The sequence below is a fragment of the Dysgonomonas termitidis genome, from assembly GCF_054657735.1.
In genome coordinates this window covers 1,271,827-1,292,718 of sequence record NZ_BAAHYD010000002.1, presented here as the reverse complement: position 1 = coordinate 1,292,718, position 20,892 = coordinate 1,271,827, and the positions used below count along the sequence as shown (strand labels likewise).

The 20,892-nt window shown below is 40.8% G+C and carries 19 protein-coding genes and 1 pseudogene; 12 read left to right on the top strand and 8 right to left on the bottom strand.

What is annotated here, in order from left to right:
* Positions 1–8: 8 nt before the first annotated feature.
* On the top strand, positions 9–1,346 hold the full coding sequence (locus ACYQ3L_RS09350; RefSeq protein ID WP_379993473.1) for an SLC45 family MFS transporter: 1,338 nt from the start codon (positions 9–11) through the stop codon (positions 1,344–1,346).
* 21 nt (positions 1,347–1,367) lie between these two features.
* Positions 1,368–2,729: an alpha-amylase family glycosyl hydrolase gene (locus ACYQ3L_RS09345; protein ID WP_379993472.1), complete on the top strand. Its 1,362-nt coding sequence runs from the start codon at positions 1,368–1,370 to the stop codon at positions 2,727–2,729.
* A 72-nt stretch (positions 2,730–2,801) separates the two neighbouring features.
* On the opposite strand, the gene ACYQ3L_RS09340 is transcribed toward ACYQ3L_RS09345, so the two are convergent.
* Positions 2,802–3,398, bottom strand: coding sequence for an NAD(P)H-dependent oxidoreductase (locus ACYQ3L_RS09340; RefSeq protein WP_379993471.1), 597 nt, complete (start codon positions 3,396–3,398; stop codon positions 2,802–2,804).
* 110 nt (positions 3,399–3,508) lie between these two features.
* Here ACYQ3L_RS09340 and ACYQ3L_RS09335 point away from each other — a divergent pair, with 110 nt between their 5' ends.
* The gene (locus ACYQ3L_RS09335; RefSeq protein WP_379993470.1) at positions 3,509–4,450 is read left to right on the top strand and encodes a LysR family transcriptional regulator; all 942 of its coding nucleotides are present in this window, start codon (positions 3,509–3,511) and stop codon (positions 4,448–4,450) included.
* A 65-nt stretch (positions 4,451–4,515) separates the two neighbouring features.
* Here ACYQ3L_RS09335 and ACYQ3L_RS09330 read toward each other — a convergent pair whose 3' ends face one another.
* The 4 genes from ACYQ3L_RS09330 to mce form a co-directional block, all read right to left on the bottom strand.
* Positions 4,516–4,968 (bottom strand): biotin/lipoyl-containing protein, encoded by a 453-nt coding sequence (locus ACYQ3L_RS09330; protein ID WP_379993469.1) that lies wholly within the window; start codon positions 4,966–4,968, stop codon positions 4,516–4,518.
* A gap of 16 nt (positions 4,969–4,984) precedes the next feature.
* A complete protein-coding gene (locus tag ACYQ3L_RS09325; protein ID WP_379993468.1) occupies positions 4,985–5,161 on the bottom strand; it encodes a hypothetical protein in 177 nt (58 codons plus the stop codon).
* A gap of 93 nt (positions 5,162–5,254) precedes the next feature.
* Entirely contained in the window at positions 5,255–6,805 is a 1,551-nt protein-coding gene (locus ACYQ3L_RS09320) for an acyl-CoA carboxylase subunit beta (protein ID WP_291108163.1), read from the bottom strand.
* An 88-nt stretch (positions 6,806–6,893) separates the two neighbouring features.
* On the bottom strand, positions 6,894–7,307 hold the full coding sequence (gene mce / locus ACYQ3L_RS09315) for a methylmalonyl-CoA epimerase (RefSeq protein ID WP_291108165.1): 414 nt from the start codon (positions 7,305–7,307) through the stop codon (positions 6,894–6,896).
* A gap of 766 nt (positions 7,308–8,073) precedes the next feature.
* Here mce and ACYQ3L_RS09310 point away from each other — a divergent pair.
* The 4 genes from ACYQ3L_RS09310 (at position 8,074) to ACYQ3L_RS09295 (ending at position 13,489) form a co-directional block, all read left to right on the top strand.
* Positions 8,074–8,211, top strand: coding sequence for a hypothetical protein (locus tag ACYQ3L_RS09310; protein WP_379993467.1), 138 nt, complete (start codon positions 8,074–8,076; stop codon positions 8,209–8,211).
* A 183-nt stretch (positions 8,212–8,394) separates the two neighbouring features.
* Positions 8,395–8,568 (top strand): hypothetical protein, encoded by a 174-nt coding sequence (locus ACYQ3L_RS09305; RefSeq protein ID WP_459952399.1) that lies wholly within the window; start codon positions 8,395–8,397, stop codon positions 8,566–8,568.
* A 216-nt stretch (positions 8,569–8,784) separates the two neighbouring features.
* A complete protein-coding gene (locus ACYQ3L_RS09300) occupies positions 8,785–12,003 on the top strand; it encodes a SusC/RagA family TonB-linked outer membrane protein (RefSeq protein ID WP_379993466.1) in 3,219 nt (1,072 codons plus the stop codon).
* Positions 12,004–12,028: 25 nt separating this feature from the next.
* The gene (locus ACYQ3L_RS09295; RefSeq protein WP_379993465.1) at positions 12,029–13,489 is read left to right on the top strand and encodes a SusD/RagB family nutrient-binding outer membrane lipoprotein; all 1,461 of its coding nucleotides are present in this window, start codon (positions 12,029–12,031) and stop codon (positions 13,487–13,489) included.
* 430 nt (positions 13,490–13,919) lie between these two features.
* Here the strand turns inward: ACYQ3L_RS09295 and ACYQ3L_RS09290 are convergent, their stop codons facing one another.
* Positions 13,920–14,309: a hypothetical protein gene (locus ACYQ3L_RS09290; protein ID WP_379993464.1), complete on the bottom strand. Its 390-nt coding sequence runs from the start codon at positions 14,307–14,309 to the stop codon at positions 13,920–13,922.
* 14 nt (positions 14,310–14,323) lie between these two features.
* Here ACYQ3L_RS09290 and ACYQ3L_RS09285 point away from each other — a divergent pair, with 14 nt between their 5' ends.
* From ACYQ3L_RS09285 to ACYQ3L_RS09265, 5 genes and pseudogenes are all read left to right on the top strand, one after another.
* Positions 14,324–14,560, top strand: a complete 237-nt coding sequence (locus tag ACYQ3L_RS09285; RefSeq protein WP_379993463.1) for a fibronectin type III-like domain-contianing protein — start codon at positions 14,324–14,326, stop codon at positions 14,558–14,560.
* 472 nt (positions 14,561–15,032) lie between these two features.
* Complete coding sequence (locus ACYQ3L_RS09280) at positions 15,033–15,218, top strand: hypothetical protein (protein ID WP_379993462.1); 186 nt, start codon at positions 15,033–15,035, stop codon at positions 15,216–15,218.
* A gap of 66 nt (positions 15,219–15,284) precedes the next feature.
* Positions 15,285–15,794, top strand: a pseudogene (locus ACYQ3L_RS09275) (sugar-binding domain-containing protein); the annotation flags it as partial.
* A 64-nt stretch (positions 15,795–15,858) separates the two neighbouring features.
* Complete coding sequence (locus ACYQ3L_RS09270) at positions 15,859–19,095, top strand: glycosyl hydrolase (RefSeq protein ID WP_459952398.1); 3,237 nt, start codon at positions 15,859–15,861, stop codon at positions 19,093–19,095.
* A 248-nt stretch (positions 19,096–19,343) separates the two neighbouring features.
* On the top strand, positions 19,344–19,586 hold the full coding sequence (locus ACYQ3L_RS09265; protein WP_379998668.1) for a hypothetical protein: 243 nt from the start codon (positions 19,344–19,346) through the stop codon (positions 19,584–19,586).
* A gap of 11 nt (positions 19,587–19,597) precedes the next feature.
* Here the strand turns inward: ACYQ3L_RS09265 and ACYQ3L_RS09260 are convergent, their stop codons facing one another.
* Positions 19,598–20,053, bottom strand: a complete 456-nt coding sequence (locus tag ACYQ3L_RS09260; RefSeq protein WP_379998666.1) for a hypothetical protein — start codon at positions 20,051–20,053, stop codon at positions 19,598–19,600.
* A 58-nt stretch (positions 20,054–20,111) separates the two neighbouring features.
* On the bottom strand, positions 20,112–20,876 hold the full coding sequence (locus ACYQ3L_RS09255) for a tRNA threonylcarbamoyladenosine dehydratase (protein WP_379998664.1): 765 nt from the start codon (positions 20,874–20,876) through the stop codon (positions 20,112–20,114).
* Positions 20,877–20,892: the final 16 nt, after the last annotated feature.

The following is a 20,892-nucleotide window of genomic DNA, read 5'->3' as shown; positions in this document are numbered from 1 at the left end:
AATATACCATGAAACAAAAACCAACACTTACCTTTTGGCAGATCTGGAACCTCAGTTTCGGATTCTTAGGCATTCAGATAGGATATTCATTACAGAGTTCGCAGACCAGCCGTATATTATCGGCATTGGGAGCAGACCTCAGTCATCTCAATTATTACTGGTTAGCTGCGCCTATTGCGGGACTTATTGTCCAGCCTCTTATCGGGATGTCCAGCGATCGCACATGGACAAGATTTGGACGGCGCATTCCTTTCATCCTGGGAGGAGCTATTGTATCGGCTCTTGCTATGTTTTTTATGCCTAACTCGGAGTTTGTAGCTCATATTATGCCTCCGTTTCTGTTCGGAGCTTTTATGTTGTTGTTTATGGATTGTGCTTTTAATGTATCCATGCAGCCGTTTCGTTCGTTAGTAGGTGATATGGTAAATGACAGGCAACGGAATCAAGGATATTCTACCCAGAGCTTTCTGACTAATGTTGGGGCAGTTGTTGGTTCATTGCTTCCTTTTGTACTCACCTGGATTGGCATAAGGAATATCCCTAACGAGGGTGAAATGGTGCCGCCTTCAGTGATATGGGCATTCTATTTTGGTGGAGGAGCTTTACTTCTCACTGTTTTATGGACATCTTTCCGGGTAAAGGAGTATCCCCCAAAAGAATACGAAGAATATAACAATATAACAGATGATGAGAAGCAGAAGAAGTCTTTCATCCATATCTTGAAGAGTACTCCAAAGACAATGTTCCAGTTGGGTATTGTCCAGTTCTTTTCGTGGTTTGCACTGTTTCTCATGTGGGTTTATGCTACTGACGGCATTGCCGAGAATGTATGGAATACCAAAGATCCGTTATCTCAGGCATACAATGAAGCCGGTAACTGGAATGGTGTATTAAGCGCGGTATATGGTGTTTTTGCTGTCGGATTTTCTATTGTGATGGCAAAAATGGCAAATAAGCTCGGGCGGAAGAAAGTATATTCATTTGCATTGCTTATGGGGGCACTAGGATTGGTCTCCATGTATTTCTTTAATGATAAAAACCTGTTACTGGTTTCCATGCTTGGCGTAGGTATTGCATGGGCGGGAATTCTGGCGATGCCGTATGCCATCTTATCGGCAGTCCTGCCTGCAAGCAGGATGGGGGTATATATGGGCATATTTAATGCAACCATTACTATCCCACAAATTGCCGCGGGATTGACCGGCAGTTTATTATTGAAACATATTGCCGGAGGCAGTTCGATAATGATGCTTGTCGTAGCAGGTGTATCCATGTTATTGGCTGCAATCTCTGTCGCATTTGTACAGGATAAAAATACTGCAGTACAGCCTGAGAATATAAAATAATACTTATTAAAAATATAATTTATGAGAAATAAACTATTACTAGCCATTGCGGCAATCGCCCTGACAGGTTATTCTTGCAGACAGAAACCGCAGGTAACGTCTGACAAGCCGCAGGAAAAGTGTACCGTACAGCATCTCGACTGGACACGCAATGCCGTTATTTACGAAGTGAACGTGAGACAATATACCAAAGAAGGCACATTTGCAGCATTCGAGCAACATCTGCCACGGTTAAAAGAGCTGGGCGTTGATGTGCTTTGGTTTATGCCGGTACATCCGATATCCGAAAAGAACCGTAAAGGAACTTTGGGCAGCTATTACGCAGTAAAGGACTATAAGGAGGTAAATCCTGAGTTCGGTACAAAAGAGGACTTCAAGCGTCTTGTCGACAAAGCGCACGAAGCAGGATTTAAAGTGATACTGGACTGGGTTGCCAATCATACAGGCGGTGATAATGTATGGCTGTCTGAGCATCCCGACTGGTATGTAAAGGATGAGGCCGGAAATCCGAAAAGCCCATACGACTGGACGGATACTTACGAGTTGAACTATGATAATAAAGATATGCGCGCGGCAATGACGGATGCGCTGAAGTATTGGGTGACAGATTTCAATATCGATGGCTATCGCTGCGACATGGCACATGAAGTGCCTACTGATTTCTGGAACGATGTACGCCCTGCATTAGATAGTATCAAACCTGTATTTATGCTGGCTGAATCAGAAAACTATGACTTACTGGAGCATGCTTTCGATGCTAATTATTCATGGGAGTTGATGCATATGATGTCCGACGTGAATAAAGGAACTAAGACCGCCGAAGATATTCAGGCATACGTTCAGAAGCTGGATACCCTTATGTGTCCCGATGGTTACAAAATGAACTTCCTTACCAATCATGACGAGAATTCATGGAATGGTACAGAATTCGAACGCTATGGAAAAGGGGTGGAAACTTTTGCCGTGCTTGCATACACCCTCAATGGCATGCCAATGATATATACAGGGCAGGAAGTGGGGATGAAGAAGCGCCTTTCTTTCTTTGAAAAGGATATGGTGCCGTCGTGGACAGCCAATGCAACCACTGCATTCTATAAAAAGCTGAACGAACTGAAACATACTCATCCGGCATTACGTGCAGGGAAGATAGGCGGTAAACTAAGATTCTATACCTCTTCTGCAAGTAAAGATGTGTTGATATATTCCCGTGAAGCAGCAGGAAAGGAGATTATGGTAATGCTGAACCTGTCGGGCAAAAATATTACTTATCAGAGTAATGATGCTCTAAACAGGGATAGCTATACAGACTATTTCTCAGGGAAGAAGGTAAACAAGTTACCTAATACCTTGAAGGCTTGGGAGTATAAGGTATTCACTCGTTAGAATGATTCTATGGAGATAAGTAAAGGCTCAGGATTTTATCATCTGAGCCTTTATTATTTCTAATAATCTATTTTATAGCTCTTTGGATACCTTATTCAGATGTGCCCGGTAATTCTTTTCCGATTGCCCGATATTCGGATTTTTCATTACATCATAGAAATGAAAACTATCAAGAGGCTTTAAGCCTACAAATGCATTCATCTGGTGGAACCCGAACATCACTCCTTTATCTACACTATGCTGTTTAAAGAATTCATCCTCCAGGGTAAATGCTTCAACCGGAGCATTCCATGTCGTTGTCAGCATATATTTACGTCCCTGTAACAGCCCGCCCGTGCCGTAGTTGCGGGTTGGATTGGCAGAGCGCCTGCCGTCACTGAAATAGATACCGTTCTGATGTCCGGCAGTAAAAACCTCATCTATATACTTTTTCAGATGGTTAGGTAATTGAAACCACCAGATGGGAGTATGGTAAATGATGACATCTGCCCACACAAATTTTTCTACTTCCTCTTCAGGTTTATAGCCGTCATTGATATCTGTAGTTTTTACATCATAACCTTTGTAGTTTTTAAAATAATCTACCGTCCAGTCTGTAAGTGTTTTGTTAAACTCTCCTCCCGAATGAGCAAACTTTGGTGCTCCATTTATTACAAATATCTTTTTCATAATTGCTTTTCTTATTTTTAATATTTCTGCCACAAAATTATAACCTTTTTATTGATAAATAAAATAATATAAATTATATATTTGCATCATAATTATAATAAATAAGAATTGTGGTAAATCTGGAATGGTTCAGAACATTTAAAGCAATATATGAAACCGGTTCATTAACCTCGGCTGCCAACAAACTCTACATATCCCAGCCCGGTGTCAGCCTCCATCTGAATTCGCTGGAAGCACATGTCGGAAATAAATTATTCGACAGGGGTACACGTAAGATGTTGCCGACCGAATATGGGAATATGCTCTATAATTCCATTGTGGATGCCGTGAAAAAACTGGAGGAAGCCGAAGGGCATTTTTACAGGAATGCTGATTCAGGCAGGCCGAGTATAAGTATCGGGATGTGCTTTGAAACGTTCCAGTATGTGCTCGAACCTTTTATCAGCGAGCTGCCTTTCAATCTTATTACAAAGTTTGGAGTATATCAGGATATGCTGAATGATCTGGATAAAGGCCTGCTCGATTTTGTTATCTCCCCTCAAAAAGACGAGGTATTTAATATCCAGTACACCCCTTTTTCGAAAGAGAAGCTGATACTGATAGCCGGGAGCAAGAGTGATTTATCCGGATTCAGGGAAGCTGTAAATGTCCGCAATGCCGAAGCTGCTGAAGACTGGCTGAATAAACAGGCGTGGTTTGGAACAACCGGAGATATGGAACATCTCCGCAATTTCTGGATACACAACTTTAAGAAAAGGCCCAATTTTAAGCCGAACTATATTGTTCCGAATATGAGTTCGATTATACGTTGCATATCGGATAAGGAAGGCTTTGCCGTTATTCCGGATTTTTTATGCCGCAAGCAGTTGGAAGAAGGAAATATACAGCTTGTTTGGGAAGGTTTCACACCAATAGAAAATACACTGTATTTTGTCCAGAGGAAAAAAACAATTTATAAAAAAGAACTGGCATTGTTACAGGATATTTTTCTCAAACATATGACCATCGATGTCAAAGATCAAATCTTGCTTTTGCAGGACACAGGCAGGTAATAAAGCAAGAACACTGTATAGATAAAATTATACAGTGTTCTTAACAAATATAGCGTAATATTTTATTATCCGATAGATAAAAGGGCTACACCTTCGAGTACCGAGTCGCCGGCATTTACATATATTTCTGTTACTTTACCATCCATAGGTGCCTGTATGGCATTTTCCATTTTCATGGCTTCAAGCATAGCAACCGTCTGGCCTTTTTTCACTTCGTCACCTACATTTACCTGAACTCCGATAACGATACCCGGTAGTGGTGATTTTACTGTACCGGCACCGCCTGCTGCAGGTTTGTTTGCACTTGGTGCAGCAGCTGTTGCTTTTGGCGCGGCGGCTGCAGGCGCTGGTGCTGCTTTAGCAGCAGGACGGGCAACAAAATTTACATCCTCGTCGCTGTTTACCAACTCTACCTTGTAGTTAGTTCCGTTTACAGCTACTTCTGCAAGGTCACCCTCCATTTTGTTTACGGCAACTATATATTCCTGGCCGTTGATTCTGTATATGAATTGTTTCATGATGTTTTTCCGAATTTTATTTTCTTATTGGCATTTGAAGCATAGCCTCCCTTTTGTCGGCCCAAGGCAAATAATCTTTCGATACATGTTTTATAGTAAGCACATTGCTTTCTATATCATGCTGATGCTGTGCATCATATATAGCCAGTGCTATCGCCGCCAATACTTCTTTTGATATATTCTGATCGCTCATCTTATTTTTTCTTTTGTGATGTTTAAAAATTTAATAATCAAAGTATTTGTTTAAATTGTTAAATCTTTAATTTTTTAAATTTCACTTTAGAGATTACAGAGGCAGGTTGTCGTGCTTTTTAGCAGGATTAACTTGCTTTTTGGTTCTCAGTTGTTCCAAAGCACGGATCACACGGAAACGGGTGTTGCGTGGTTCGATAACATCGTCGATATATCCATAACGTGCAGCATTGAAAGGATTACAGAATAGTTTGTTGTATTCAGCTTTCTTAGCAGCAAGTGCTTCAGCAGGATTTTCAGCCTCTTTGATTTCTTTTGCGTATAATACTTCGGCAGCACCATCGGCACCCATTACTGCGATTTCGGCAGTAGGCCATGCATAGTTGATATCTCCGCGAAGTTGTTTACAGCTCATCACAATGTGAGAACCTCCATAAGATTTACGAAGAGTCACTGTTACTTTAGGTACAGTAGCTTCACCGTAAGCATAAAGAAGTTTTGCTCCGTGAGTGATTACGCCGCCGTATTCCTGTCCTGTTCCCGGAAGGAATCCCGGAACGTCTACTAATGTTACCAACGGAATATTGAATGCATCGCAGAAACGCACGAAACGAGCAGCTTTGCGTGATGCATTGATATCAAGTACCCCTGCAAGATATTTAGGTTGGTTTGCTACCACACCTACCGATTGTCCGTTCATACGGGCAAAGCCGATGATGATGTTTTTAGCATAATTGCCATGTACTTCAAGGAATTCTCCATTATCTACTACCGCTCCGATAACCTCAAACATATCGTAAGGCTTGTTCGGGTTGTCAGGGATAATTTCATTTAGTGAATCTTCCATTCTGGCAATAGGGTCGGTACATTCTTTGCGAGGAGCTTCTTCCATATTATTTTGAGGAAGGAAGCTATATAGGTGACGGATAAGAGCAAGTCCATCGTCTTCGTTTGCTACAGAGAAATGAGCAACCCCGGATTTTGTTGTATGTACGCTTGCTCCTCCAAGTTCTTCCTGAGTAACGTCTTCACCTGTAACAGTTTTTACCACTTTAGGTCCTGTAAGGAACATATATGAAGTGCCTTCGGTCATCAGTGTGAAGTCGGTAAGGGCGGGAGAATATACAGCCCCACCGGCACAAGGTCCGAAGATACCCGAAATCTGAGGGATAACACCTGATGCAAGGATATTGCGTTGGAATATTTCAGCATAACCTGCCAATGCATTTACACCTTCCTGGATACGTGCGCCACCCGAGTCATTGATTCCGATTACCGGAGCGCCTACTTTCATTGCCATATCCATTACTTTGCATATCTTCAACGCCATAGTCTCTGACAATGAACCGCCGATTACGGTGAAATCCTGTGCGAAAATATAAACCAGACGGCCGTCGATGGTACCGCAACCGGTTACAACACCGTCACCCAGGAATTTTTGTTTGTCCATTCCAAAGTTGGTACTGCGGTGTTCCACGAACATATCAAATTCTTCGAAACTACCTTCGTCAAGAAGGATAGCTATACGTTCGCGTGCTGTGTATTTGCCTTTATCGTGCTGTGAGTCTATTCTTTTCTGACCACCACCCAAACGGGCTTTAGCACGAAGTTCCATTAGCTCTTTTACCTTTTCAAGTTGGCTCATGTTTTAATATTTTAGATTCTAATAAATTAATCTGTTTAACGTAAAAATGACCTTACGTCATCATTTGGTGGGTAAAGTCATTCTTACTTTATTTGTTTGGATGTTCACACAATTCGGTGAGGACGCTTCCTGTTGATTTCGGGTGAAGGAATGCTATGTTTAGTCCTTCTGCACCACCGCGCGGAGCTTTGTCGATCAGTTGTACCCCTTTCGATTCCATTTCCGCAAGAGCATTGGCTACTCCGTCTGCCACGCTGAATGCGATATGATGGATGCCTTCTCCTTTTTTCTCAATAAATTTAGCAATTGTGCTGTCAGGGCTTGTTGGCTCCAGAAGTTCAATTTTCGTTTGTCCCACTTTGAAGAATGCAGTTTTTACTTTTTGGTCTTCTACAACTTCAATGTTATAACATTTTAGACCTAAGACACCCTCATAATAAGGTAATTGTTCTTCGATGCTTTTTACAGCAATACCTAAATGTTCAATGTGTGAAATATCCATGATTTTATCTGAATAAAAAGTTATTATTTAGTTCCGCGCAAAGGTACTATTAAATTATAAGACAACGAAATTAAAATTGTAAAAAAACTTTGTTTTTGCACAGAATATCAAAAAGTGTGCAATAGGTGTTTTGAGTATTCTAAATGTTTGTTTTTTAACATTAAAGTATCACTTTTTTTCGGGCGTTTGGAGTTGTCGGTTAATAATAGCCGGGGTTTTACAGCTATATTATTATTCTTAATTCTGGTACCTTTCCCTAAAAACCAACATGAAATGAATGTGCCAATATGCCAATTAGCATATCTGAAATATCGTTCAACTGACGAAGTGTAGTTGAAATCAACCAATGGCGCAAAACCTGAAACTGTTAAAAGGTAACAAAGGTACGATATACCCGCGGATTAATAAAATTTAATAACATCACATTGACAACCAGTGTATAACATATTCGTTTGCATTGGTTTTCCGAAGGGGAAAAAGCAGGAAAAGGCGTTTTTAAGCCATACTTCCGTTACCAGTCCGTTACCTTTTTTGAACAGTGAAATCTACTGCCCAAGGTAGCAAAACAACCCGATCTGCAAAGGCAAACAGCAGGATAATCCATCCCCTAGCAATTAAATTTACCGGGAAGCCTTCTCCTCCCTGTTCAGCCCTGTATTTGAGCCCGTAAATTCTACCGTATGGCTCCGTAAGGTAGAATTGCCTCTACCTTTTGGTGTGAGCATACAAACAATCAACGTCAGCATAGATTCTATATGGTATTGATATGGAAAAATCCTGCAAGTGTGACTTATATATCAGGGGCAATCGTATCAGGTATGATATACGGGAAGTAAACCTGGAGGTGGTTATAGCAATGGCTTGCCGTATCTGCACCTCTGGTGCGGTTAAAATCTCATGCTAATAAGGACTGATTCCGTGATTTCATTCCATATATATTGTTACATTATTTTTCTATACCTCCTGTCATATTATACTTTTTATACTTTTATTGTCTTTTTTATGCTTTATTTGGAAAAATAATTTAAATTTGCAACCTGAACGAATGAATTAGCGTCATTCTTCTTCTTAAAAATAGTATTTCCCAATGAATGTAAAGGTACAGAAATCCTTAAAATATTCAACGTTAAACCGCATTTTTCTCCCTGAAAATTTGGGGGTTAATTCTATTTTGTTAGAGAGAGAGAGAGAGAGAGAGAGAGAGAGAGAGAGAGAGAGAGAGAGAGAGAGAGAGAGGCTATGCCCGCATAATAGAAAATAAATATATAACTTTTTTTAAAAGTACAATCCTTGTACAGTCTTTTTCAGACTGTATAGGGATTTTTTTGTTTTTCGTCCGGGCCGTTTCGGTTCCGGACTTACTTGTTTTAAAACTTTTGGGCCGGTAATAGCCTGTCTCTCCGATCTATATAAGGAACAAAAAATCAGACCTCACAGGTGGGTTGGTATTAATATTAATAAAAATTGTGTATTAAGTATGAAGAAAAGAGTAGTGTTAGTTTTATCCTGCTTATTGTTAAGCATCGGATTTACAGTAGCACAAACAACCAGGATTTCCGGTACTGTGGTAGACAGTAACGGCGAACCTGTTATCAGTGCTTCTGTCGTAGTAAAAGGGACTTTAACCGGAACTGTAACAGATCCTGACGGTAATTTTACACTGAATGTGCCTGACGGTTCCAAAACGCTGGTGGTATCACTTATCGGAATGGTTACACAGGAAGTAGCTGTAGCTCCAAATCTGAAAATAGAGTTGCAAACAGATACACGTGACCTCGATGCTGTCGTAGTAACAGCAATGGGTTTGAGCCGGAAAGAAAAATCTTTGGGATATGCTACCCAGCAGGTAAAAAGTGAAGACCTTGTAAAAGTCCGCCAAACCGACTTAAACAATGCCCTGGTAGGAAAAGTTTCCGGAGTCCGTTTTTTAGGTGGTTCAGGAGCAAAGTTCGATGCGGGTAAAATCGTTTTAAGGGGGACAAACTCTTTAACCAATGCAGGGGGTAATGAACCTATTTATGTACTGGATGGAGTTATAGCCAATGTTAATTCCCTGAATATGGACGATGTAGAATCCGTCAATGTACTGAAAGGCCCTGCGGCAACAGCCCTATACGGATCACGGGGTGGAAACGGAGCTATTATAATCACAACTAAAGGGAATACAGGAGAGAAAACTGAGATCAATGTCAGCCACACACTGGCCTTCGAAAAGGTTTATTTACATAACAAACTGCAAAAGGAATACGGTGGGGGATATTACGGTGCCGATGCCGAAATGGATGTCTTCGAATATGACCCTGCCATACATCCTAAATATTTGGAGAAACTGAATGGACTGCAATATTATGATTATGCGGATGATGCCAGTTGGGGCCCTAAATTTGACGGACGGGAATATGCGCCCTGGTATGCATGGGACCCCACTCATCCCAAATTCGGGCAGACTGAAAAATGGGAATCAAGAATGAACCTGGCTGATTTATTTGAGACAGGGGTAAGCAATACTACTAATATAGCCCTTTCCAAGTCCGGAAAAGACTACATGTCCAGAATTTCATTTACGAATGCTCAACGTGACGGTGTCACCCCTAACAGTGATGCGGTCAGACGGTTTTTGGCTGTGAAAACCCAATTCAAACCATTGGACAGGTTAACTGTATCTTTGGATTATAAATATACATACCGTAAAAACCACAATGCAGCCGCAGAAGGTTACGGAGGTTTGGGTAATGCCCTGTATTCTTATCAGCAATGGGGACAAACGAATGTTGACCTGAAAGACCTGAAAGATTATAAGCGTCCGGACGGTTCATTCCGCTCATGGAATATCACAAGCCCGGATAATCTTACACCACAGTTCCATGATAATCCTTTCGCTTTATTTAATGAAATTAATAAAAACGACATTTACCAATGGAATGTATTTAATGCTACTGCAACCCTGGATATTATAGGAAATCTGAAAGCAGGGCTGCGCGTCAACGGAAATATCCGCAACCGGAATAATGAAACGACAGTTCCTATGAATATTTTAGGGGAAGTCTCTAAATACGAACAGGAGCAAAGTTCTGTTATAGATACGCAGGTTCAGGGCTTTTTAACATGGAACGGTTCGTTTTTACAAAACCGCCTGACTGTTGACGCCGCTTTATTCGCTGAACAACGGGATTATGTCTATGATATTACTTCAGCATTTACCCGCGATGGTTTATTCCTGGATAAATTCTTCAGTACGGCAGCCTCTTCGGGGCTTCCGGGCGGAAGTACCTCCAGAAGCAAATTGAAAGAGCAAAGTATTTTCGGAACAGGAACCCTTGGGTGGGATAATACCTATTACCTTGATTTCTCTTTACGGAACGACTGGTCTTCTACCCTTCACCCGGATAAAAACAATTACTTATATGGAGGCTTGTCTGGAGCTGCTATACTCAGCAACCTTGTAAAGACCGACTGGCTTTCATTCTGGAAATTAAGAGCATCCATTGCACAGGTAGGTTCCACCATAGACCCCTATAATATATACCAGACATATAAACTGAAAGATGGTGACGGTAACCTTGTCAAATACGGTTCACTGTCAAACATGTGGCTCGACCGCAACCTGAAAGACCCGTACATTAAGCCTACGATCTCGACTTCATATGAAATCGGTATGGATGTAAGGTTGTTCGACAGCAGGTTATGGGCAGATGTCAATTATTACACAAAAGACTCGAAAGACCAGATCATCAATGTAAATACAACACCGGTCAGCGGATATACATCCCGAAAAATGAACGCCGGGCTTATCCGCAACCGTGGGATAGAACTTACCATAGGTGGTAAACCTGTCCAGACAAAAAACTGGGACTGGGTAGTTAATGCCAATATTTCAAAGAATAAGAATACCCTTGAAGAATTGGTCGAAGGAACAGACTCCTATCAGATATACTGGATGAGCTGGTCTACACGCATATATTCATATGCGGAGGTAGGAAAGCCAATCGGTGTTATCAGGGGTTCTACATGGAAAAAGAACGATAAAGGGCAGATTATCCTTTCCGACAGGGGAAACCCTAATCACGCGCTTGGCCAGTATGCACCTTTGCTGGAAGCTTCGGCTCAGGAAGAACTGGGAAATATCCAGCCTGATTTTACCGGAGGTTTCTCCACTTCTTTGCGTTATAAAGACTTTAGCCTGGGAGCATCCTTCGATTTCCAGATAGGCGGGGATATTGCATCAGCGACCAATATGTTTGGAGAAGGTTCAGGGCTGTTAACTTCAACGGTAGGATTGAATGACAAGGGGAATCCTATCCGGTCGTCTGTAGCGGACGGCGGCGGGGTTCGTGTCGACGGCGTGGTTGACCGGGGGAATGGTAACTTTGAAGCTGTGACAGCATATGTCGATGCGAATTACTATTATCAGGGTCGTAAAAGCCTGATTTGGGAGGACTATGTCTACGATGCAAGTTATTTGAAGCTTCGCGAATTAAGTTTGACTTATGATGTTCCCGGCAGTTTCTTACGAAATACGGTTAAAGGAATAAAAAAAGCGAGTCTTTCTTTCGTTGCCCAGAATCCCTGGTTGATCTATTCGGGAGCGCCGAATATAGATCCGTCGGAATCGGGCGGTGCAACATATAATTATATAGAAGGAGGACAAGCTGCATCCACACGCTCTTTTGGTTTTACGGTAAATCTTACGTTCTAAACCTTAAATTAAAAAAGTAAAAAATATGAAAAGAATAATATTATATACATATATCCTGGTTGGAACCTTATTATTTAACGGTTGTGGCGATTTTAACGATATTAACGTTGATCCGAACAACCCGTCCAGTCCGGATACCCGTTTTCTATTCACTTATGCGTGTAAACGGGTTCCCTTGTTTACAATGGTCGGAACTTATGATCCCTGGAACCAGTTGTATCCCCAATATTTGTCGGAAAGGCAGAATATCCAGTATTCGAATTACGCAATGGTGGATTTCAGTGTCGGCCCGTATTATTACGAAAATATAAGGAACCTGGAAACAGTCATTAAGCTGAACACAGACGAAGCGACTAAAAATGAATCCTATGTCACCCAGCTTGGTTCGGTCAATAACCAGATTGCGGCAAGCCGTACCCTGCGTGCCTTCATATACATGCACCTGACAGACATACTAGGAATGATTCCTTACTCGGAAGCTTTGAAAGGGGATGATGGTAATTTTACACCGAAATATGATACCCAGGAATATATTTATACCGACCTGGACAAGGAACTGACGGAAGCTTATACACAATTTAATGAAGCGGAAACGCTTAACGGCACTTTTGATATTTTGTATAGCGGCGATATAAGCAAATGGAAAAAACTGAATGCTTCCGTACGCATGATGCTGGCAATTAAATTGTCGGATGTCAAGCCGGCAGACGGCAAAGCACGGTTTGCAAAAGCATATGCAGATGGCGGAATAATAGATAATGCAGATATTCTTTCATATAAATACCTGCTGGAAACCGCAAATCAGAATCCGCTTTACGACAATGTGGTAATTTCAGGCCGTAAGGATTTTGCCCCGTCAAAAACGATCCTGGATCAGCTTATAGCCTATAATGACCCACGTCTGGAAGCATATGCCGACCCTAATCAGAACGGAAATTATGATGGTGTGCCCTATGGTATAAGCCAGAATGAAATAGCCAACTATAAAAATACCGCCGTCTTTGATCCGCTTTATTACAAACAAGATGCCGAAAGGGTTGTTATTTCCCCTTCACATATCCTGCTGATCCAGGCTGAAGCTGCCGTCAGAGGATGGATTACAGCCGATGCCGAGACTTTATATAAAGCTGGGATTACAGCTTCTTTCGGTCAGCACGGTTTATCCGGTCAAATTGAAACATATTATGGTCAAAATGCTATAAAACTTGCGGGAACAGATGCTCAAAAAATAGAAAAGATAGCGATGCAGCGCTGGTTAGGCAATTTCATGCAGGACGGAGTGGAAGCCTGGTCTGACTGGAGACGCCTTAATGTGCCTGCTCTAAAACCGGGCCCTGCCGCAACAGTAACACATATACCTTACCGCCGGCAGTATTATCCGGACGACTATCTGACTAATAAAAATAACTATGACGCAGCTATTGCAGCTCAGGGGCCGGATAATTTCGATACCAGAGTATGGTGGGATACTGCGGATAATAATTAAATTAGGCAGCAGGCTGTTAACTAAATAATTAATAGTAGTTTATGATACAGGGGACCGGATGTACTCCTTAAAGTTACATCCTTCATACAAACACACTCTTAATGCAGAGATGCATCAACATTGAAAGAGTCCGGGCCCGGACTCTTTCGTTTTTTTAGTGTAGATCAAAAGAAATCTTCACAATACGTAATTTTTATTTTGGTAACCGGGATATATCCTTGTGTGTAAGCTTTGCTAATGTTTTATAACCTACACACAGATACTCCGGAAGTTTGCTGAAGATAAAATGCCTGTTACGCATTGGCAATTGCCCACATTCCAGACGGATTATGATCCGTAGAAGAATCCGTGGATGGTATAAGAATAAAAAGGAACATTAGCCCCTCTCGTGATATGAAATAAACATCATATTATACAAAGTATTCCAAACCTATTTTACTTTAAAGTTACCGGATAACAGGAATCGCTTGTTCAGATCATTTTTGATGCTTTTAGGGTCTTTAGGCTTGAAATAGTTCTTATATATTGTAGCCGCGCTATTCCCACACATAACCGCTATGTCCGGCGCTTCATACCCTAACCGCATCATTTTGGTTATGAATGTTCCTTTGGCTGAATACCAAACAATTTTATCAGTATATCCGTACTCTGAAGCAATTTTTTTCATCGTTTTATTTAGCTCATGAGATATACTCCCTACTTTGCTGGCTTTTTGTATATGTGTTTCTTCTTTGCTCCCAACCAGAGGTAATACGTGATTATTAAAACATTGCTTCTTGTATTTCTTAGCTATGGCATTCGCGCTATTTAGGAATGGCATTTGAATATTCGGATATGCAAGTATCAAAGAAAAAGCTCGGTAAGGAAGATATTCAAGTCTCTGTAAATATAACTAATACCGGAAAGCGAAGAGGAAAAGAGGTTGTGCAGTTCTATATAAATGATAAAATCAGTACGGTAACTACTCCCGTGATGGTGCTCAAACGGTTTGAGAAAATAGATTTAAATCTGGGAGAGAGTAAGCGGGTTTCTTTCAACCTGTCATACAAAGACCTGAGCCTATGGAGCTAGCAAATGCAGTTTGTAACTGAGCCCGGAGAATTTGAATTTATGTTTGGTAAGTTTTTTTTGCTCTGGATAAATGATGTAATATTTCATTTTCAATCATATCTTTGCGAAGTACTTTATACAAAGGAAGCGTTATTTATTTGTTGTTTAGCGATTACAAAATTAATGCTTCCTTATTTTATTCTAGTTGAAAAACGTTAAGACGGCTTTTATTAGATATTTACGGGTTATAGTAGGATAAATGCTAATTGATTTACGATGACTGGTATATAATCTTACAAAAGAAGAACATTATTTATCAGAAGCCCAACAAATAGCCGAGGTTATGTACAAAAACTGGTTTACAACATTCCACTCTTTAGTATTCAATAAAGATATAGGTTAAACAGTGATCACACATGGTTCAATGCAATTGCTTTGCGTGGCCTTATTGAATTATATAAAGTTGATGGTGATAGAAAATATATAACAGCTTATGAAGGAGATACTGTCGCATACATGGATGTCTCCTTGCCGCAACAAGACATACAATATCCTGAACTACGATAGTTTTAAAGGTGAAGTTAGGCAAACCGCTTGGGATATATTGCATGTCGGGGCAACAGTAGAAATGTTTGCACGTTTAGCTTCGTTAAAGTCAAGTGAAGGAGTATTTAATTAATAGGAAATCGAATCATTCTTTTCCTGTAAAAAATGGAATAACCAATCTAAAATCATCTGTAATTAAATGAAAAAGATTTTATTATTCGCAATGATGCTTTTAAGCGTATCAGTATTTGCTCAATGGCAATCGGCAGGCGACAAAATCAAAACTCAATGGGCCGAGACATTAGATACTAAGAACTTATTGCCCGAATACCCCCGCCCAATTATGAAGCGTTCAGCATGGACAAACGTGAATGGCTTGTGGAAATATTCGATTGTACCGGCAAATCAACAAGAACCTAAATCTTTCGATGGACAAATCCTTGTTCCTTTTGCTGTTGAATCAAGTATGTCGGGAGTAATAAAACCATTAGGAAACAACAATGAATTATGGAATAAGCGTACATTTACAGTGCCTTCAAAGTGGAAGGGTAAAAATATACTGTTGTATTTCGGTGCGGTAGACTGGAAAACAGAAGTCTTCATTAACGATATTAAAGTTGGTAGTCATACCGGTGGATACACTCCGTTCTCTTTTGTAGAAAGCGAAGTCAATGGATTGATTACTTACGGCCGCAAGGTCATTAAAGTGGAGGAAGGCAGATTGAAAAAGATCAATCAGGAAATTTGTAATTCTCTAAAAAAATAATACGGACATGAAAAGAGTTCTGAATATACTAATCTGTGTTTTAGCCTGCATATATTGTTCTGCACAAAAAATACAGTTGGAAAAAGACTTTATCACCCCTCCCGAAAGTGTTCAAACAGCCATCTATTGGTACTGGATGTGTGGAAATATATCCAAGGAGGGCGTTGTAGCGGATCTTAAAGCAATGAAAAAAGTTGGCATTAATCGTGCTTTCATCGGCAATAATTATTTTGATCCTTATGAAGGAGGGCGTACAGTAAGGTTAATGAGCGATGAATGGTGGGATATTACTCATACTGCCTTGAAGACAGCCTCAGAACTAGATATTGAGATTGGGATCTTCAATTCCCCTGGCTGGACTCAGGCCGGGGGGCCCTGGGTGAAACCCAGCCAGGCAATGCGTTATCTTACATCGTCCGAGATGAGAATAAAGGGCCCTGCAACCATTTCAACCCAGTTGGAAAAACCTATTGCTGAGTTTCAAGATGTAAAAGTAATTGCATATCCCGCTCCAAAAAATGATCTTCTAACTTTAAATAAGTCCAATTCTAGAATAAAAATATCTCCAGACCTTGTAAACTCAGACAGATTGTTCGATGGTGATAATTTTAATGGGGCGGGTATGCCTCAAAATGTAGATGTTACTGTAGATATCATTGCCAATAAAGAATTTACTGCACGAAGTATAACTGTTTATCCGGGGCATTCAAATATTAATGTTTCTTTCGATGTACAGGCAAAAGTGGGTAATGAATTTAAAACAATTTCAAATTTTGTTATTGACTGGCATAATTTAGGACTCATCGTAGGTTTTCAACCTTTTGCTCCTGTTGTCATGTCAATCGATGAAACTACAGCTAAAGAATTCAGGATTGTGATGAACAACAAACATCACGAAGGAGGCATTGGAGAAATAGAGCTTTCGGCCTCGCCACGTATTGAAAATTATGCAGCAAAAACCTTTGCTAAAATGTTTCAAGGACCACTTCCTCCATTTGATTACTATATGTGGAGAGAACAACCTGAACCGAAAAATTCAGAATTGAATATTGATCCGAAAAAAATTCTGGATATTTCTGAATATATGTCTCCGGATGGAAGGATCGCATGGGATGCCCCTGAAGGAGAGTGGGTAATATTGCGAATTGGTATGACTCCGACAGGAGTTACAAATAATCCGGCAGGGCCTGATGGTACAGGTCTTGAAATTGACAAAATGAACAAAAAACATATTGCAACTCATTTTGATGCTTTTATAGGAAAAATACTAGATCGTATTCCAGCTGAAGATCGCAAAACCTTTAAGTTAGTTGTTCAGGACAGCTATGAGTCTGGAGGAGAAAATTTCACAGACGATTTTTTAGATTCTTTCAAAGAGTGCTATGGTTATGATGCCTTACCATTTCTGCCGACATATTTCGGAAAGGTGGTCGGCAGCCAAAAGGAGTCAGATCGATTTTTATGGGATATGCGGCGTTTGGTGGCTGATAAAATTGCATACGATTACGTAGGCGGTTTTAGGGAGTTATGCCATAAACATGGATTGCGCACATGGCTTGAAAACTATGGACATTGGGGTTTTCCTGCTGAATTCTTACAATATGGAGGTCAATCGGATGAGGTTGGTGGTGAGTATTGGTTGCCTAGCGCATTCCCGTCTTGGGAAAACGATTTAGGTAATATTGAAAACCGGGCGGCATCCTCTTGTGCTCATATATACGGCAAAAATCTTGTGACTGCAGAATCGAATACCAGTGGTGGACCTGCGTTCTCGCGCGTACCAGCAGATGCAAAACAGCGTACGGATAAATACTTCTCAGAAGGTATAAACAATACATTATTCCATGTATGGGTTCATCAACCCGATCTGGATAGGTATCCGGGAACAAATGCATGGTTCGGTACCGAATTCAATCGTAATAATACATGGTTTTCGCATATCGATTTGTTTATAGATTACACCAAACGTTGCAATTATATGTTACGTCAGGGGCTTAACATCGCCGATGTAGCATACTTTATCGGTGAAGATACTCCTAAAATGACAGGAATACAAGATCCTTTACTTCCCTCCGGTTATCAGTTCGATTATATCAATGCCGAAGTTTTGGTTCGTGATGCGAAAGTAAAAAACGGATTTATAACATTGCCACATGGAACAACCTATCGTGTGTTAGTTTTACCTAAAGTAAGCACAATGCGTCCTGAAGTACTGACTAAAATCAAACAGCTGATAGCTGATGGAGCAGTAGTGTTGGGTGCTCCTCCAACACATTCGCCGAGCTTACAGGATCAACCTCAGGCTGACGGGTCAATCAGAGAAATGGCCTCTGAACTATGGGGAAGAGTTGACGGCATTAATATAACTTCTGCAAGAGTGGGTAAAGGTATGTTATTTAACGGCGTCAACCTTGAAGAAGTGTTTTCAAAAATAGGATATATAGAAGATTGCAAGATACCAGCAAATGCTCCGATTCTTTTTGGGCATCGCAAGCTGGACAATATAGATATCTATTTTATATCCAACCAGAGCGAAACGACTCAGAAAACAGAACTCAAATTCCGAGTAAAAAAAGATATGCAGCCCGAACTGTTTGATCCAGTTACCGGAACAATACGTAAACTTACCGAATTCTCTTCCGATAAAGAAACGACTACCGTACCGATCTCTTTGTATGGATATGAGAGTGCGTTTATCGTGTTCCGGAGAAAAGGCACACCTGTTGTGGGGACGAAAAATTTCCCCGAACCGGTAAAAGTTGCTAATCTTGATGCAGCATGGGAAGTCGCCTTCAATGGTAAACTATCGAATCCAGCACCGATTCGTTTAAACGGACTTCTAGATTTGGCACAATCGGCAAACGATAGTATAAAATACTTCTCTGGAAATATGATCTATACTACTTCGTTCGATTTTGATACGAATACAGCAAAAGGGAAAGAGATATACCTTGATCTTGGAGAAGTCAATAAGATGGCTAAAGTATGGGTGAACGGCCAATATGTAGGTGGTACATGGACAATGCCGTACAGAGTAAATATATCTTCTGCATTGAAACAAGGGAAAAATACTCTCTGTATAGATGTTGTCAACACATGGGTTAACAGGATGATAGGAGATAAAACCTTACCAAAAGAAAAGCGGGAAACCTGGGCGGGAATAAATGATTACCAACCTGATTCACCTCTACAGAAATCTGGATTGATGGGACCTGTCACATTAGAATATGTGCCTAATTATTAAATAGCAATGAAGAAATTGATTGTTTTTTTAATTCTTATATCTTACCTAGGGGTATTTTCGAATATTTATTAACGCTTAGGAACGCTCTCCCGGCTATCCTCAACGTTCCGGGATTATAGATATTAGGAGTAATTTCGCAAATCCGCCGAAAGGATACGGAGAAGTTCCTTTCTTTTGGTGGATGGTCAACCAATACAGAACAGCTAACCAAAGCAGTATTTGCTAATTACGCTTCCGGACAAAATCTGTTGAGCCTTCATGGTTTTTACTATAGCGCAATGGGAGGCTGGTGGGAATGGGCTCCTCCATGCAATCATTTCCATGAGCCATACTGGGAGGAGATGAAGCCATTTTTAGAATGTACAGAACGATTGAGTTATATCCTTTCGCAAGGCTACCATTGTGTAGACGTTGCTGTGTTATATCCGGTCGAACCGGTTATTGCAGGCTACGGAGATAGCGGAAGGCTGACAGCTCCTTCCTATAGATAAAGTTTTTTCAATTAATCGTTCTGATACGGGATATTTTTGTATTCGCATATTTCCACTATTTTAGCTTTGGTGGCCAGTACATCTTCATACCGGAGTGTAACAAGGTCGAGCCTTCTTTGTTTTTTCTCCCCGTTTATCAGAAAAACGATATAGCTCATACCGATATTTACACGGCTTACGCTGGTCCAGTCAATAGTCGCTTTACTTTGTTTGGGTAAAGCGGATGTAATGGAACCGGTATCAATCCTGAGAACCGCACCCTTTAGCCATACAGTATTACTTAAAATTAATATAGCCGCCAGTATAAACCCGGCGGTAGCGCAAAAGAACAACAGTCCGAATCTGCTTGCGATTCCTTCTGTAACTGTAAAATACAACGTAAAAACAGCCAGGTATGCACCCGTTATTATATTTGCTGTCTTTTTGGTTGAGGATATTTCTTCGTAGTTGATATTCAGTTCGTTCATAATTCTTATATTGTTTAATTTATTAATACAAAAATGCAAAATAAAACTGAAGACAGCTTTAATCTCTGCAAATATCTTTTATTATCAATCCGGCCAGCGTAAACCCGAATATAGCAGTTATGTGTGCCAATGTACCATTTGTCTGTGCTTTTACACTGGGGTTATCCTGTTTGAGGAGTTGAGAACTTTTCGATTCGTCATTCTCATATTTCAGCCCTTTGTTATCGAGAACCTCATCACTATAAACACACATTACTTTTTTAGAAGGTTTTCCACTTTGTTTCATCTTCCGTCGGATAGCGGCAGCCAAGGGGCAGCCCTTCACTTTCCAGAATTCATCCGTTTTTATGCGGGAAGGGTCCATTTTCAGAGCGGCTCCCATCGATGAAAAGACTTTAGCTCTGGTACGGGTGGCGGTCAGTATTAAGTTTACTTTGTGTTTGAGGCTGTCTATGGCGTCGATAATATAATCATAGCTTTCAAGATCGAAGGAGGGCGAAGTTTCCTCGCTGTACACTCCCGCGATTGTAGTTATTTCAGCATCGGGATTTATGTCGAGCAGGCGGGCTTTCAGTACGTCAACTTTTCTTAGCCCTACGGTTTTGGTCGTGGCCATTAGCTGGCGGTTGATATTCGTTTCACAGACAAAATCCGAATCTACTATCGTAAGGTGCTTTACCCCTGTGCGTATGAGACTTTCGGCACACCAGCTACCGACCCCGCCTATTCCGAATAATATAATCCGGATATCGGCAATCCGGCCCATCAATGTGTCGCCGAGCAGTAATTCGGCCCTTTTAAATATCCCTTTTTCCTCTTGCATATATCTTAGCTACTAG